Below are 12,866 nucleotides of genomic sequence, written 5' to 3'. Positions count from 1 at the left end.
AATCGAAGTATCGCTTTATGAAAGCGCTTGCAATGATGATCTTTGCCACGCCGGCGATCTTCGGCCTATCATCGATTATGACCATGCCGCGTGTGCCCCGCCTGGACGATGTCGCGACCCTAGCTGGCGTATCCCCGGCGACGGTCTCGCGCTTTCTGAACAACCCGCACATGGTGAAGACCGCGACCGCAGAGCGCATCCGGGCGGCGATCGAAGCGACAGGCTATGTCCCGAACATGACCGCCGGGGCACTGGCGACCAACCGCTCGCGCCTCATCGCCGCGCTGGTCCCCGACATCGCGCAATCGATCTTCAACGACACGGTCGAGGCGATGATCGACGAACTGTCCGCCGACGGAAACAGTGTCGTGCTGGCGCTGACCGGCGCCGACAACCGCCGGCTCGACCGCGAGATCAACGTCGCGCTGGCCCGCCGGGTCGACGCGATCATCCTGACCGGCATCGTCAGCGACCCCGAAGTGCGGGCGCGATTGCGGGCACAATCGGTCACCGTCATCGAGACCTGGGGCCTGCCCGACGACCCGATCGACGTGTCGGTCGGCTTCTCGCACCGCCAGGCCGGCGAGGAACTCGCGCGGTTCCTGCGAGGACGCGGCTACCGCCGACCGCACCTGGTCGTGCCGCGATCGACGCGATCGGAACGCCGGGCGAGCGGATTCATCGACCGCTGGATGCGTGAGGGCGGGCCAGAGCCGACGCGCCTGGACGTCAATGTTCCCAGTCACTTCGGGCAGGGCCGGCTGAGCTATCGCGCGCTCGCCGACCTGCCCGTACAGCCCGATGTCGTCGTCTGCGGGTCCGACTGGATCGCGCAGGGGCTGATCGTGGAGGCACAGGCGGCGGGGATTCGCGTGCCCGACCAGATCGCGGTCACCGGCTTCGGCAACCTGCGCCTTGCCGGCGACATGCGGCCGACGATCACCTCTGTCGACGTCGATGGCGGCCGGATCGCGCGCGAAGTCATCCGCGTCCTGCGGGCGCGCACTGCGGGCGAATCGTTCGACACCCGGATCGACGTGGGCTTCCGCATCATCGCGCGGGAGAGCGCATGAAAGGCCTTGCATAGCGTAGCCGGTCGCGTAGCTTTATCCCATAACAATATGGGAGAGCGACGATGCGAACACTGTTCTTTGCCCTGCTGGCCTGTACGGCCAGCGTCGTCGCGGCCCAGCAGCAGGCGCCCCGCGCCCCCTCCCCCGCCGATGCCGCGAGGGAAGCGGCCCCGCGCGCCGCGGCCGACAAACTACCCGACGCGGCCGGGACCGGCCCGTACAAGGCGATCAAGGAAGTCGATCCGACACTGCGGAACCATGTCGTCTATCGCCCCGCCGTATTGCCGCGCGACCGCAAGCTGGGTGTCATCCTGTGGGGCAACGGCGGCTGCCGCGAAGATGGGGCAAGTGCGCGCCAGCATCTGGGCGAACTGGCCAGCCACGGCTATCTCGTCATCGCCCCCGGCGCGATCTTGAGCGGGCCCGGCGCCCCGCCTCCGGTGCCGGAACCGACGGGCCTCTACATTCGCACCACCACCGCCGATGTAATGGCCGGACTCGACTGGGCTTTGGCGGAGAACGCACGTCGCGGAAGCCGCTATTTCGGACGGATCGACCCGGCGCTCATCGGGGTTGCAGGGCACAGCTGCGGCGGGTTGCAGGCGATCGAGGCGGCCGCCGATCCGCGGGTGAAGGCGGTAATCGTCCATAACAGCGGCGTCTTCGCCGACGGCAGCAATCCGATCCGCGGCCTAACCGTCGACAAGTCGATGCTGGCGAAATTCCACACGCCGGTGCTGTATATCCTGGGTGGGCCAACCGACGTCGCCTATCCCAACGGCACCGATGATTTCCGCCGGATCATGCATGTGCCGGCCATGCTGCTGAACCGCGACGTCGGCCATGGCGGCACGTTCCGCGAGCCGAACGGCGGCGCGGTGGCAATGGTGTCCGCGCGGTGGTTCGACTGGCAACTCCGCGGCGATCGGGCGGCGGCCAAGACGTTCGTCGGGCCGAGTTGCGGCGTGTGCACCGATCCGACGTGGACGGTCGAGCGCAAGCGGATCGGTTGACGCTGGTGCTTTAGCGGCACCGCCCGCCACGGACACACGGTCGCAGCATCGGCGGCGGCGTATGGTCCACGAAACCGGCCGGCCGCGCGGGCCAACGGCCTTGTGTCAACCGCGCGTCGAGATAGCGCAGGCTGGCGAGTACGGTCTGCGGGGCGAATGTGCAGTGCCCCGCTCCCCGCACCCACAGGCTGCGGACGTCGCCACGCGCCGCGTCGACATAGCCTCGCTGCAACGACGGGGATGTCAGGCCGTCGCCGACCGCCTGAACCGCGACGAGAGGCACCGTGGGCCGCGCGTTTGGCGTGTAATGGGCCATCATGTAGCGGACCGCCCTGGGCGTCGCGGCGATGCGCGGCGCCGCCTGCAACCGCGCCAGATCGGCATCGAGATCAAGATCCGCGGCACGATAGAGGGCTGCAACCATCTCGCGGCGCCCGGACAGCGCGAGCTGCTGGCGATAGTCGACGCCGACGTTCCACGAGAAGGCGCCCCCCGCCCGCGCCTGCTGATCCACCCGCGGCAGGAACACGCCCCGGACAAAGCTGCGCGCGATCTCGTCGGCCTGCGCTGCATAGTCGGTCGCCGCGGGCTCGGCCCGGTCCGGGCTGGTCCACCCGGGGATGCCCGCGAGCACGCCCGCCAGCGAGATCCGCGCCCGCCCCGACGGTGTTCCCGAGACTGCAGCCAGCGCGGTCGCGACGCGCTTGCCGTTCGCCATGTCGTCATCGACGTCGACAATCCGAATGCCTGCATCCGGGGCGATCAGCGTCCGAAAGGCGCTCGCTCCATCCAGCGCCATGTTCATCATGCCGAGCGCACCACCGATCGACGCGCACAGGGCGACGCCCCCGTCGATCGCTGCGGGACGCTGCTCGGCAAGCGCGGTCGTCACCAGTCCGCCCATCGAATAGCCCCAGGCGATCACTCGCCGCGGCTTGCCATAGCGGGCCGCAAAGGCCGCGATCGTCGCGCGCTGCGCCGGCACCGCCTCTGCCAGCGCCCAGCCGCCGCTGCCGTAATCGGATCCCGCGATGGCATAGCCCTCGGCCAACAGCGCCGTCTTCAGAGCGGCGGGAGCGCTCTCCGGCCGACCGGCTACCGGCGAATAGCCGCGGCTCCAGAGCAGCAACGTCCCGTTCCAGTTGGCGGGGCGTTCACCCTCCCACCGCATTCCGCCGGACCGGGCCGGCACCGGGGACGGCGCCCGTTGTGCCTCGACCGGCGCGACTGCCGCGATCACAAACATCAGGGATACCAAATGTCGCTTCATAGCCACCGGTCGCTTTCCGCTTGCTTTCCGTGATCCACAAATGAAAGCGTTTGCAAAATATGGAGACCGACGCAACCGCCCAGCCCGTGACACGCCGTATCGCCGAACATTTTGATGCGACCGGTTTCGACGATCTGCCGCAGGCCACTCGCCACGCGACGTGCCGGGCGCTAGTCGATGCCATGGGCGTCATGCTTGCGGCGACCGCGCTCGCGCCCGATGCGCAGCCGTTCCGGGACCAAGCCATCGCCGACGGCGGCGTGCCGGACGCTCGGCTGCTCGGCTGCGACACGCGGGTGCCGATGGCGGCCGCCGCGTTCGCGAACGGCGCGCTCGGCCATGCGCTCGATTTCGGCGACACGTTCGACGCCGGCCCCGCACACCCCAATGCCGCGCTGGTGCCTGCGCTGCTGGCGATCGCCGACGCGCATCCTACAATCAATCGCCGAGCGTTTCTGACCGCGATGGCGCTCGGCAGCGACCTGGCGTGCCGCATCAGTCTCGCTCCGGCGCGCCCGTTCGAGGACGGCGGCTGGTATCCGCCGCCGTTCGCCGGAATGATCGGCGCCGCGGCGGGATGCGCCAAGCTGCTCGGCCTCGACGCTGACGGCATCGTCCAGGCGATCGGCCTTGCCTTGTGCCAGGCAAGTTTTCCGGCCGAGATAAAGTTCGATGCGGACACCCGGCTGCGTGGCGTGCGGGAGGGGTTTGCCGCGCGTGCGGCCGTCAGCGGCGCGCTGCTCGCCCGGCGCGGCGTCCGTGCCTTCGCGGCCCCGCTGGAGGGCCGTGGCGGCTTCTTCGCGCTTCACGGCGGTGGTCTCCGCGCCGACGTGCTGCTCGCCGACATCGGCGCGCGCTTCCTGGGGGACGAGGTCAGCTTCAAGCCCTGGCCGGCCTGTCGCGGGACGCACGCCTATATCGAGGCGGCGCTTGCCCTCCGGTCGCGGATCGCGCTTGCCGACATCGCGCGGATCGAGGTGGAGATCGGCCCGGTGCAGGAGATGCTGGTCGAACCACGCGCCACGAAGGTCGCGCCGTCGAGCGCGATCGATGCCAAATTCTCGATCCCCTTCACCGTCGCCGCGGCGCTGGTCCACGGAACCGTGACGCTCGACACATTCGCTCCGGCGTCTCTGTCCGATCCGGAGGTTCGCGCCCTCGCCGATAAGGTCGTCCCGCTCCGAAATCCGGCCTGGGGGCGCGCGCAGGCTGCGAGCGGGAGCGTCACGATCGTGACGCAGGATGGCCAGCGGCTGCACCTCGCCATACCACAGGCTGCCGGCCACCCCGATCGCCCGATGTCGGACGACGACTTGCGCGCCAAATTCGTCGATTGCGCGACGCGGGCAGCGATGCCGCTGAGCCGGCCACAGGCCACGCGTCTTGCGGACACGATCCTGGCCGTCGATGGGAGTGCAGATTTCCTGACGTGGTAACCCAACTTCGTGCCGGTATGCGATCAGCGCGTCATCGAGTAGGGCCGCTCGGCCGGCGCGGTTGCCCAGCTTCGGTTCGGCGTCCGCGACATGCGGAATTCCAGCGTCCCGCCAGCCAGTAGTTCGTCGTGCCGGATGTAGCCGCGCTGAAGCGGTTGGCCGTTGAGACGCACCGATCCGACGTACCGATTGGCGTCGCCCAATCCGCGCGCGATGACGGTGAAGCGCTTCCCGCGCGGCAGGGTCAGCGTGGCGCGGTCGAGGAAGGGGCGGCCGATGACATATTCGTTCGTCCCCGGCGTGACCGGATAGAAACCGAGCGCGGTGAAGACCAGCCAGGCGGACATCTGCCCCAGATCGTCGTTGCCCGACAGCCCCTCGGGGATCGCCCTGTACTGGCTGTCGACGATCTGCTTCAGCCGCTCCTGTGTGCGCCAGGGCTGGCCCGCGTAGCTGTAGAGATAGGCGACGTGATGGCTCGGCTCGTTGCCGTGAATATACTGTCCGATCAGGCCGGCGATGTCTTCGGCATGGCTGTAGTCGAGCTTGGAATTGTCATAGTCGAACATGCGGTCGAGCTTGGCGACGACCGCCGCGTCGCCGCCCATCGCCCGGAACAGCGCGGCCTGATCGTGGGGGACGAACCAGCTATATTGCCACGCATTGCCTTCGGTATAGTCCGACCCGTAGTTGATCGCGGTCGGATCGAAGGGCACGCGCCAGCTGCCGTCGGCCTTGCGCGCGCGGAGAAAGCCGGTGTCTGCATCGAAGCTGTTGCGCCAGTTGCCAGCGCGCTTGTCGAAGGCAGCGGCGACGTCGCGTCGCCCCATCGCCGCCGCCATCCGCGCAATGGTCCAGTCGTCATAGGCATATTCGACTGTCTTGGACGCCGCTTCCGGCTCGCGGTCGATGGGCACGTACCCGCGCGTCATATACTCGCCGAGCCCGCCGTAGGGGGCATAGCTGGCGCTGGCGACCATGGAGTCCAGCGCGGCGTCGGCATCGAAGCCGCGGATACCCTTCAGATAAGCGTCGGCGATCACCGGCACCGCGTGATAGCCGATCATCGTCCAGGTTTCGCGTCCATGGAACTGCCAGACCGGCAGGATACCGTCGGGGCTGGCGGCGCGGCTGGCAACAAGCGAACGGACGATCTCGGCGTTGACCGCCTCCGGCTGCACCAGTGTCAGCAGCGGATGCTGCGCGCGGAACGTGTCCCACAGCGAAAAGGTCGAGCGGAAGGTGAAGCCGTCGGCACGGTGGATCTGATCGTCAGGCCCGCGATAGCGGCCGTCGCTGTCGCTCCACACGCTCGGTGCCAGCAGGCTGTGGTAGAGCGCGGTCGACACCATCCGGCGCATGGCTGGCTTGCCGGTCAGCTCGACGGCGCCCAGCGCCTGGCCCCAGGCGGCCTGGGTGCGGGCGTGAACCGCCTCGAAGTCGCCAGGCTCGCTTGCCAGATTGGCGACCGCGCCGGCCTCGTCCACGCCGGAGATCGCGACCTTCACTTCCAGCGGGCGGTCGAGCGGACCGAAGTCGAGCCGCGCGACGAGCGCCCGGCCCAGTCGCTCCGCCACCGCATCGCTACCACGGCCCGGCCCCTGAAAGCCTTTGTAGGCGACGTCGGTCTCGCGATTGTCTAGCGCGTGACCCGTGAGCGGCGCCGAGAAGCGCATCGCGAAGAAGAACTTCCGCCCCGGCGCCCATCCGCGAGTCTCGCGGAACCCGGTCAGTATGCCATCGGGTCGCAGGCGCAGCCCCGACCACAGGGTCTTGCCCGGGTAATTGTAGAGTGACGAGCGCAGGTCGAGGACGAGGTGGGCCGCCTTTCGAGCGGGAAAGCGATAGCGATGCACGCCGATCCGCGTCCCTGCGGTCAGCTCCGCCCGCACGCCCGGCCGGTCGAGCGTCACCGCGTAATAGCCCGGTCGCGCCACTTCGGTCGCATGGCGGAAGGCCGAGCGATAGCCCGGCGCCTCCGGTGTTCCGGCCTCCATCGGTACGACGTCGCCAGCGACCGGCATGACAAGCAGGTCGCCGAGATCCGAATGTCCCGCGCCCGAGAAATGGGTGTGGCTGAAGCCCTCGATCGTCGGGTCGTCGTAGCGATAGCCAGCGGCGTGGCGGTAGCATTCGCGAATTACGCAGCGCGTGTCGGTATCGGGCGACAGCTGCACCATACCGAACGGGGCGACGGCGCCGGGATAGGTATGCCCCTCCCCACCCGTACCGATGAAGGGATCGACATCGGCCATCGTCCCACGCTGCGTGGGCGCCGCGGCGGACAACAGCATCATGGCCGGGATAATCCACCGCATCGTATCCAGCCTCTCGCTATTTGGGCGGCATTGTCGCCGAGCCGGACGGCCGTGCCAACCCCGTCCGCGGGAGGGAGGTCGAGTTCCGGGATCAGGTCGCGGCGTTGGCGAGCACCGCGTCGAGCAGCCCCGGGAATCGGCGATCGAAGTCGTCACGGCGCAGCGTGTTGATCATCTCGCGCCCGGACTGCGTCGTCTCGATCAGGCCAGCAGATCGCAGCAACTTCAGGTGATTGGAAAGCGTGCTCTTCGGGATGCTGTCGCACGGTGCGGCATCGGTGCAGCTCAGCCGCTCGGTCGCGGCGAGCCGCGCGACCATGCCCAGCCGATTGGGATCGGCCAAGGCGTGGAGCGCCAGATCGAGCGGCACGTCCTCCAGCCGGGGATGGGTGAAGCGGGGCATGAAAGGCATATAGGCGTCTCGGCATAATTTAATAGTTCGGGAATATTGAACTGTTTAATCGATGCCCCATCTTTTGCCGGCTGACAGCGCACGACGCCGTGATCGCGGGCGAGATTTGGAGATTAGTCATGTCACTTAAGGGTAGGAAAGCGCTCGTCACCGGCGGATCGCGCGGAATCGGCTCGGCTATCGCCAGGCGGCTGGCGGCCGATGGCGCGACGGTGGCGATCACCTATGCCGGCAATACCGCGGCGGCCGACGCGACGGTCGCAGCGATCCGCGACGCGGGCGGCACCGCCTTCGCCGTGCAGGCCGACGCCGCCGATCCGGTGTCGCAGCGGGCCGGGGTCGAACAGGCCGCAGCGGCGCTCGGCGGGATCGATATCCTGGTCCACAATGCCGGTGTCGCCGAATTCTCGACGGTCGCGGATGATAGCGACGAGACCTACGACCGCCAGTTCGGCGTCAATGTGAAGGGCCTGCACGTCGGTACGCGCGCCGCGCTGCCGCACCTGAATGACGGCGGGCGGATCATCCTGATCGGCAGCATCTCGGGCGATAAGGCGTTTCCGGCAACCTCGGTCTACAGCGCGACGAAGGCGGCGGTGGCAGCCCTCGCCCGCGGTTGGGCCAAGGACCTCGCGCCGCGCAACATCCTTGTCAACACCGTGCAGCCCGGACCGATCGACACCGACATGAACCCCGCCGACAGCGAGTTCGCCCAGCAGATGATCGAAGCAATTCCGCTCGGCCGCTATGGCCGGGTCGAGGAGATCGCCGGTGCCGTAGCGTTCTTCGCGGGACCGGACGCCACCTATATCACCGGCACGACTCTGAATATCGATGGCGGTGCAGCGGCCTGATGCAAAGCAATCGCCGCTCACGGCAACCGTAAGCGGCGACACTGCTGGCTGTCAGGCGGTCTAAACTGGGCTGCTGTCAGCCTAAAGTAAGCTGCTCGACCCGCGCATAGACAGCCGACGCGTCGCCGTTCGAACCTGCAATGACATCCCCGAGTTTACCGTCGCCGAGAAGGGCTGGGATCTCGACTGAACGTCAGACCGATTGAAGGTGGCTGATTTTCGTCGCCAACGCGTGGGATGCACTTTGGGGCATTGGCTGCACGAACCCGCAAAAGGGGGCAGATCGTCCCGCAGGGACGCCTGCGAGAGTTTCGCGGCAGCCTGCAATGCGCCTGCTACTGCACAGGGCATTTAGCAGCCAGAAGCTCGTCAAGAACCTTTGATTGCGGCCATTCTCGCAGGTCAGGCGCCCGACATTTTGCCAAAACAGTTGGGCAAGAAAGATTGCTACTTTCGGCGGGCATTGGGTCATACTCGCGAGGTACGCCAGCACGCGGGATGATCGGCAGATAAACCGACGGCGACCCTGAAGTGGGCCGCAGCCCGTCGATCGCAGCGGAATGCTGCTGCATCATCTCCCGTACCGCGCCCTGAAGACGCAGTGAATCCCCGTACGGAAAACCGTATCGATGGTTATCAGCTGACTCTCTGCTGGAGAGATTTGTACGGAAGGACCGCGGAACTGCCCCATTTTTAGGGACTTCTCCAGTTACCGCAAAAACTTGCAAACTGGATGGCGGAGACGGAGACCGCCTTCGCTGCTTCGTAAGCTATTGATTTTACCAGATAAAGCACCAAAGCGTCGCCTCCATTCTTTCATGCGTTCTTATCGCACGAAAGGCACGACTTGGCGCAAAGCCAGCCAGTTGCCCACCTCTAGCAGTTAGCCGGCTTCGTCCAACCAACCTTCGACCGCTTCGTTAAACTTATCGACAATATCCGCTCGCCCGCAAAGGCTAGGCGTCGTCAGATAGCTATACGTTTGCGTCACCGCCCGGCGCAGTTCGTCCGCCGTCAGTTCCATCGCGAACACGTTGGCGAAGTCGTGAATATCGACAACGGCAATGTCGCGGCCATAGGGCGCAAGGAAGCGGATCATTTCGGCGGGTTCGGCAAGGTCGTCGTCGCGGTTCACGTTCGACGCTATGATGGTGTATTTGCGAAGGTTCGCACCGTCCATCTTCTTGCGGAAGTCGCCAACGCGGTTCTTCCAATCAGGGCGGACCGTCACTTCGTAAGCGCGCACAAGGTCGCCGTTCAGCAGTTCTTCAATGTCGCCCGCTGTCGTGTCGAAGCGGTCGGACGCATGAACGTGATGCGTCCGAATGTCGTAGCCGTATCGCTGGCGATGGACGAAGAGCAACGCTGCGATAAGGAATTGCTGAACGTTGCCTTCAGACGGAATGGCAATCAGCGAATAGAACAGCTTCCACGCACGGGCGTAGGTTAGCACGTCGTCGCCAACCGGCGGTAGCGGCGCGATGACCTTGCGGCTTTCGGCGAACCTTGCGGCCATATAGTCGGCGGATAGCTTGCGCTGTTCGGCGTCCAGGCCGGCGAGCGCGCGGGCAAAGGCGTCGAACCGCACGTCGTTCTGAAGGCGGGAATTGGTGACGTTGCCTTTCCAGCCAAGATTTTCGCCGAAGGCTGTAATGGCGTTGTGAAGCGTGATGCTGCGAAGGCCAAGTTGCGTCGCCAACCGCTTGTCGCCGTAGGTGCCGCGAATGCCGGTCGGAATCGAATTGCAATCCCATGCGGGATCTACCGTCGCATAAAAGACGAAGAACAGCGACGCTAAGCGAACGCTGTTGGACCCGTGGCCAAGCTGGCCGTCCATCGCCGCGCGCGCCGCAGCGGCGGGCAGGGCCGTTAGTTTTTCGCCTTCAATGAAGGCGTCCAGCCGTTCAAGCGCAACGTCAACCGCGCGTTCGACCAACACATTCCGGGGCATTACGCCGCCACCAACAGCGGCAATGAAGCTTCGGGCTGATAATGCGTCATCGGCGAAATCGTCGCGCCTTCAAGCTGGCATTGCAGTGCCACACCTAGCGCGTGGCCGAGCATCGGCGGAACGGCGTCGCCAACTTGGGTATATTGCGATGACCGCGAACCGGCGAACCACATATCGGCGGGGAAGGTTTGGATTAGCGCCGATTCTTCCAACGTCATCCGGCGCGCACCGGGAACCGTGCCGTCGCGTGGCGCGCCCCCTGCCATCAAGTGCACCGAATAGTCAGGCGCAATGTCCATCGTATCAATCCAATGCGTCTTATAGCCGCCCGCCGAAGCCAATATCGTATGGCATGGCGCGCTAAGGTCGATTGGTCGCCCGCCGCCGTTATAGACATGCCCGGCGTAGGGGCTTCGGCGCGGGTCCGGATACTTCGCATAGACGACCGGACAGTCTGGCGGTTCGCCAAGCGGCGACGCCTTGTCGATGACGCTGCCGGACGCGACGTGCGGTGTGTGGGCATCCGGTCCATGCGTCGGCTTCGGGAACCAAAACGCGCCCTTCTTCATGCCCACAATGATAAGGCGACGACGCTTTTGCGGAACACCGTAGTCTGCTGCCGATACGACGTGCCACGACACGTTGAAGCCTAACGCTTCAAATTCAGCCAACAGTTCGGCAAGGTATTGGACGCGGTTGCGCGTCGCCAAGCCCGGCACGTTTTCTGCCAAGAAAGCGGCGGGCTGAACTTCCTTCAGTGCACGCATAAATTCGGGGAACATGTTGCGGGGGTCGGCGGTGCCCTTCCGCAAGCCACCGGTTGAGAACGGCTGGCACGGTGGCCCGCCGAAGATTACGTCAACCTTGCCGCGATAGCGTTCGAACGAAATGCTGCGAATGTCCGACCGGAAATGTTCAGCGGTGGGCGTGTGAGCATCGTAAGTGGCAACGGCGTCTTTGCTTTTCTCGACGCATGCCACGGGCTCGATACCGGCGCGTTTCATGCCTATGGATAAGCCGCCAGGGCCGGAAAACAGATCGAGTGCCTTCATACGCCTAGCATGACCCGGCCGGCTCACATAGGCAAGTTTGTTCCGGCTTAGTTCCCAAAACTTAAGGCGCATAGCCGGGTTCAGCGGACGGGCTTCCGGATCGCAAGATTGGCGGAGACGGAGGGAGCCACACCAGAGACACTATCCAATTGTGATGGAACGAAATTTATCGCGGAGCGGCTAGCCCCGAGCCCCCGACCGTGCCCCCGGTTTCCAAGGAAGGAAGCTACCGCGCGAACACCGAGAGGGGTAGGCCGACCGTAGTCAGGCACGTCGCTGACCACAACCCGCGGGCATCGAATTGGGCGTCCGGAGGATCGTGCTTCGATCCAAATCGCTCCCGCTGGTCATCGGTCCATCGCCCGGTTCCAGAGCTTAGACTGCAACCTGAGCAGGGTGAACGTGCAGGCCGCGGCAACGGCGCCGCCGATGACGGCGCACACGGCCAGGCCGGAACCGGCGAGGTGCGCAACGAGCGCGGCCAAGACACCGCAGAGCGCGGCCTCGACCAGCGCAATGAGCGAGGCGTTCGTCAGCAGCGTCTGACCAGGAATCTTCACCCCGACCGCCGCCTCACCAGGATCCCCGGACTTCCGCGGCGCTCCGATCCGCTCCTCCAATGCCGGCGCGGCCTCTGCATAGAAGCGCATGACCTCCTCGGCCTGTTGCGCAAGCCGACTGTCCTCGACGCCAAGCTGCACGCACCGCAGGAACGTGACGAGGCCGACCATCAATAGCACGAGCAGCAGCAGGACCGCGAAGACCATGAAGACCGGACCGAAGTTCGTCGCCGGTGCGAGGAAGCCGAGCGCCACCAGCGCCATGGACGTTGCCTGCAGGAAGCTCGCCGATCGACCGGTGGTCTCGGTGATCGTGCCCATGCGCTGCGTCTGCAGCACGTAGTGCCGGCCAACACCTCGGTGACATCATGAAGCCGGCCGACCCGGCGAGCGCCGCGATCAGCGAAAGGCTGCGACATGTGCTCGACGCCGAAACCGACGCCGACCTCGAGGTCGAGGAGATGGTTCAGCGACTGCACGCGCGCCTTTTCGTTCGCGAGTTCGGCGGAAGGGCGCGCGAGAAGGGCGACGGCGCCCTCGACGACAGGCGTCTCGCCCGCGTCCGGGACTACGTGGAGGCGAACCTCACCAACCGTCTCGACCTCTCAGAGCTCGCCACGGTGGCCGCGCTCAGCCCGTTCCATTTCCATCGCAGCTTGGCGAATGCGACGGGATTCAGTCCGCACGTCCTCGTGGCGACGATGCGGGCTTCGCGAGCCCGGGCGATGATCCTGGCCGGAGCGCGACCACGCGACGCCGCGATGAGCGTCGGATTCGGCACCGTGCGCAGGATGCGACGCTGGATGCCGCTGCGCGTTACCGCTGCCAGTCAAGCGGACCCAGTCATGGACCTGCCGTGACCGCCGCGTCGCCATCGCCTGCCGGGCGGTCACCGGACGCTTAACGCGCGATCGCCTAATCCGATTC

11 protein-coding genes are annotated in these 12,866 nt (G+C 65.9%); 5 read left to right on the top strand and 6 right to left on the bottom strand.

What is annotated here, in order from left to right:
• Positions 1 to 77 precede the first annotated feature (77 nt).
• Both ACFSC3_RS09880 and ACFSC3_RS09875 read left to right on the top strand, forming a co-directional pair.
• Positions 78 to 1,073 carry a LacI family DNA-binding transcriptional regulator gene (locus ACFSC3_RS09880; RefSeq protein ID WP_380940237.1) on the top strand — a complete coding sequence of 332 codons (996 nt, stop codon included), beginning with the start codon at positions 78 to 80 and terminating at the stop codon, positions 1,071 to 1,073.
• A gap of 62 nt (positions 1,074 to 1,135) precedes the next feature.
• A complete protein-coding gene (locus ACFSC3_RS09875; RefSeq protein WP_380940236.1) occupies positions 1,136 to 2,086 on the top strand; it encodes an alpha/beta hydrolase in 951 nt (316 codons plus the stop codon).
• Between the two features lie 10 nt (positions 2,087 to 2,096).
• On the opposite strand, the gene ACFSC3_RS09870 is transcribed toward ACFSC3_RS09875, so the two are convergent.
• Positions 2,097 to 3,332, bottom strand: coding sequence for an alpha/beta hydrolase family protein (locus ACFSC3_RS09870; RefSeq protein WP_380940235.1), 1,236 nt, complete (start codon positions 3,330 to 3,332; stop codon positions 2,097 to 2,099).
• 83 nt (positions 3,333 to 3,415) lie between these two features.
• On the opposite strand from ACFSC3_RS09870, the gene ACFSC3_RS09865 reads away from it, so the two are divergent.
• Complete coding sequence (locus tag ACFSC3_RS09865; protein WP_380940234.1) at positions 3,416 to 4,792, top strand: MmgE/PrpD family protein; 1,377 nt, start codon at positions 3,416 to 3,418, stop codon at positions 4,790 to 4,792.
• Between the two features lie 23 nt (positions 4,793 to 4,815).
• On the opposite strand, the gene ACFSC3_RS09860 is transcribed toward ACFSC3_RS09865, so the two are convergent.
• The gene (locus tag ACFSC3_RS09860; protein ID WP_380940902.1) at positions 4,816 to 7,089 is read right to left on the bottom strand and encodes a GH92 family glycosyl hydrolase; all 2,274 of its coding nucleotides are present in this window, start codon (positions 7,087 to 7,089) and stop codon (positions 4,816 to 4,818) included.
• 112 nt (positions 7,090 to 7,201) lie between these two features.
• Complete coding sequence (locus ACFSC3_RS09855; protein WP_380940233.1) at positions 7,202 to 7,513, bottom strand: ArsR/SmtB family transcription factor; 312 nt, start codon at positions 7,511 to 7,513, stop codon at positions 7,202 to 7,204.
• A gap of 128 nt (positions 7,514 to 7,641) precedes the next feature.
• Here ACFSC3_RS09855 and ACFSC3_RS09850 point away from each other — a divergent pair, with 128 nt between their 5' ends.
• Positions 7,642 to 8,376: an SDR family NAD(P)-dependent oxidoreductase gene (locus ACFSC3_RS09850; RefSeq protein ID WP_380940232.1), complete on the top strand. Its 735-nt coding sequence runs from the start codon at positions 7,642 to 7,644 to the stop codon at positions 8,374 to 8,376.
• An 883-nt stretch (positions 8,377 to 9,259) separates the two neighbouring features.
• Here ACFSC3_RS09850 and ACFSC3_RS09845 read toward each other — a convergent pair.
• From ACFSC3_RS09845 to ACFSC3_RS09835, 3 genes are all read right to left on the bottom strand, one after another.
• Positions 9,260 to 10,312, bottom strand: a complete 1,053-nt coding sequence (locus ACFSC3_RS09845) for a hypothetical protein (RefSeq protein ID WP_380940231.1) — start codon at positions 10,310 to 10,312, stop codon at positions 9,260 to 9,262.
• 14 nt (positions 10,313 to 10,326) lie between these two features.
• Entirely contained in the window at positions 10,327 to 11,379 is a 1,053-nt protein-coding gene (locus tag ACFSC3_RS09840) for a DNA cytosine methyltransferase (protein WP_380940230.1), read from the bottom strand.
• Positions 11,380 to 11,726: 347 nt separating this feature from the next.
• The gene (locus ACFSC3_RS09835; protein ID WP_380940229.1) at positions 11,727 to 12,260 is read right to left on the bottom strand and encodes a hypothetical protein; all 534 of its coding nucleotides are present in this window, start codon (positions 12,258 to 12,260) and stop codon (positions 11,727 to 11,729) included.
• A 47-nt stretch (positions 12,261 to 12,307) separates the two neighbouring features.
• Here ACFSC3_RS09835 and ACFSC3_RS09830 point away from each other — a divergent pair, with 47 nt between their 5' ends.
• Complete coding sequence (locus tag ACFSC3_RS09830; RefSeq protein WP_380940228.1) at positions 12,308 to 12,799, top strand: helix-turn-helix domain-containing protein; 492 nt, start codon at positions 12,308 to 12,310, stop codon at positions 12,797 to 12,799.
• The last annotated feature ends 67 nt before the right edge of the window (positions 12,800 to 12,866 follow it).

It is taken from the genome of Sphingomonas floccifaciens (genome assembly GCF_042681125.1).
In the GTDB taxonomy this organism is placed as follows: domain Bacteria; phylum Pseudomonadota; class Alphaproteobacteria; order Sphingomonadales; family Sphingomonadaceae; genus Sphingomonas; species Sphingomonas floccifaciens.
This window is presented reverse-complemented; position numbering and strand designations above follow the sequence as displayed.

Excerpts from the sequence above, each read along its gene's own strand:
- ACFSC3_RS09880 (WP_380940237.1), top strand. The coding sequence starts at position 78 with ATGACCATGCCGCGTGTGCCCCGCCTGGACGATGTCGCGACCCTAGCT.
- ACFSC3_RS09875 (WP_380940236.1), top strand. The coding sequence starts at position 1,136 with ATGCGAACACTGTTCTTTGCCCTGCTGGCCTGTACGGCCAGCGTCGTC.
- ACFSC3_RS09870 (WP_380940235.1), bottom strand. The coding sequence starts at position 3,332 with ATGTTTGTGATCGCGGCAGTCGCGCCGGTCGAGGCACAACGGGCGCCG.
- ACFSC3_RS09865 (WP_380940234.1), top strand. The coding sequence starts at position 3,416 with ATGGAGACCGACGCAACCGCCCAGCCCGTGACACGCCGTATCGCCGAA.
- ACFSC3_RS09860 (WP_380940902.1), bottom strand. The coding sequence starts at position 7,089 with ATGATGCTGTTGTCCGCCGCGGCGCCCACGCAGCGTGGGACGATGGCC.
- ACFSC3_RS09855 (WP_380940233.1), bottom strand. The coding sequence starts at position 7,513 with ATGCCCCGCTTCACCCATCCCCGGCTGGAGGACGTGCCGCTCGATCTG.
- ACFSC3_RS09850 (WP_380940232.1), top strand. The coding sequence starts at position 7,642 with ATGTCACTTAAGGGTAGGAAAGCGCTCGTCACCGGCGGATCGCGCGGA.
- ACFSC3_RS09840 (WP_380940230.1), bottom strand. The coding sequence starts at position 11,379 with ATGAAGGCACTCGATCTGTTTTCCGGCCCTGGCGGCTTATCCATAGGC.
- ACFSC3_RS09835 (WP_380940229.1), bottom strand. The coding sequence starts at position 12,260 with ATGGGCACGATCACCGAGACCACCGGTCGATCGGCGAGCTTCCTGCAG.
- ACFSC3_RS09830 (WP_380940228.1), top strand. The coding sequence starts at position 12,308 with ATGAAGCCGGCCGACCCGGCGAGCGCCGCGATCAGCGAAAGGCTGCGA.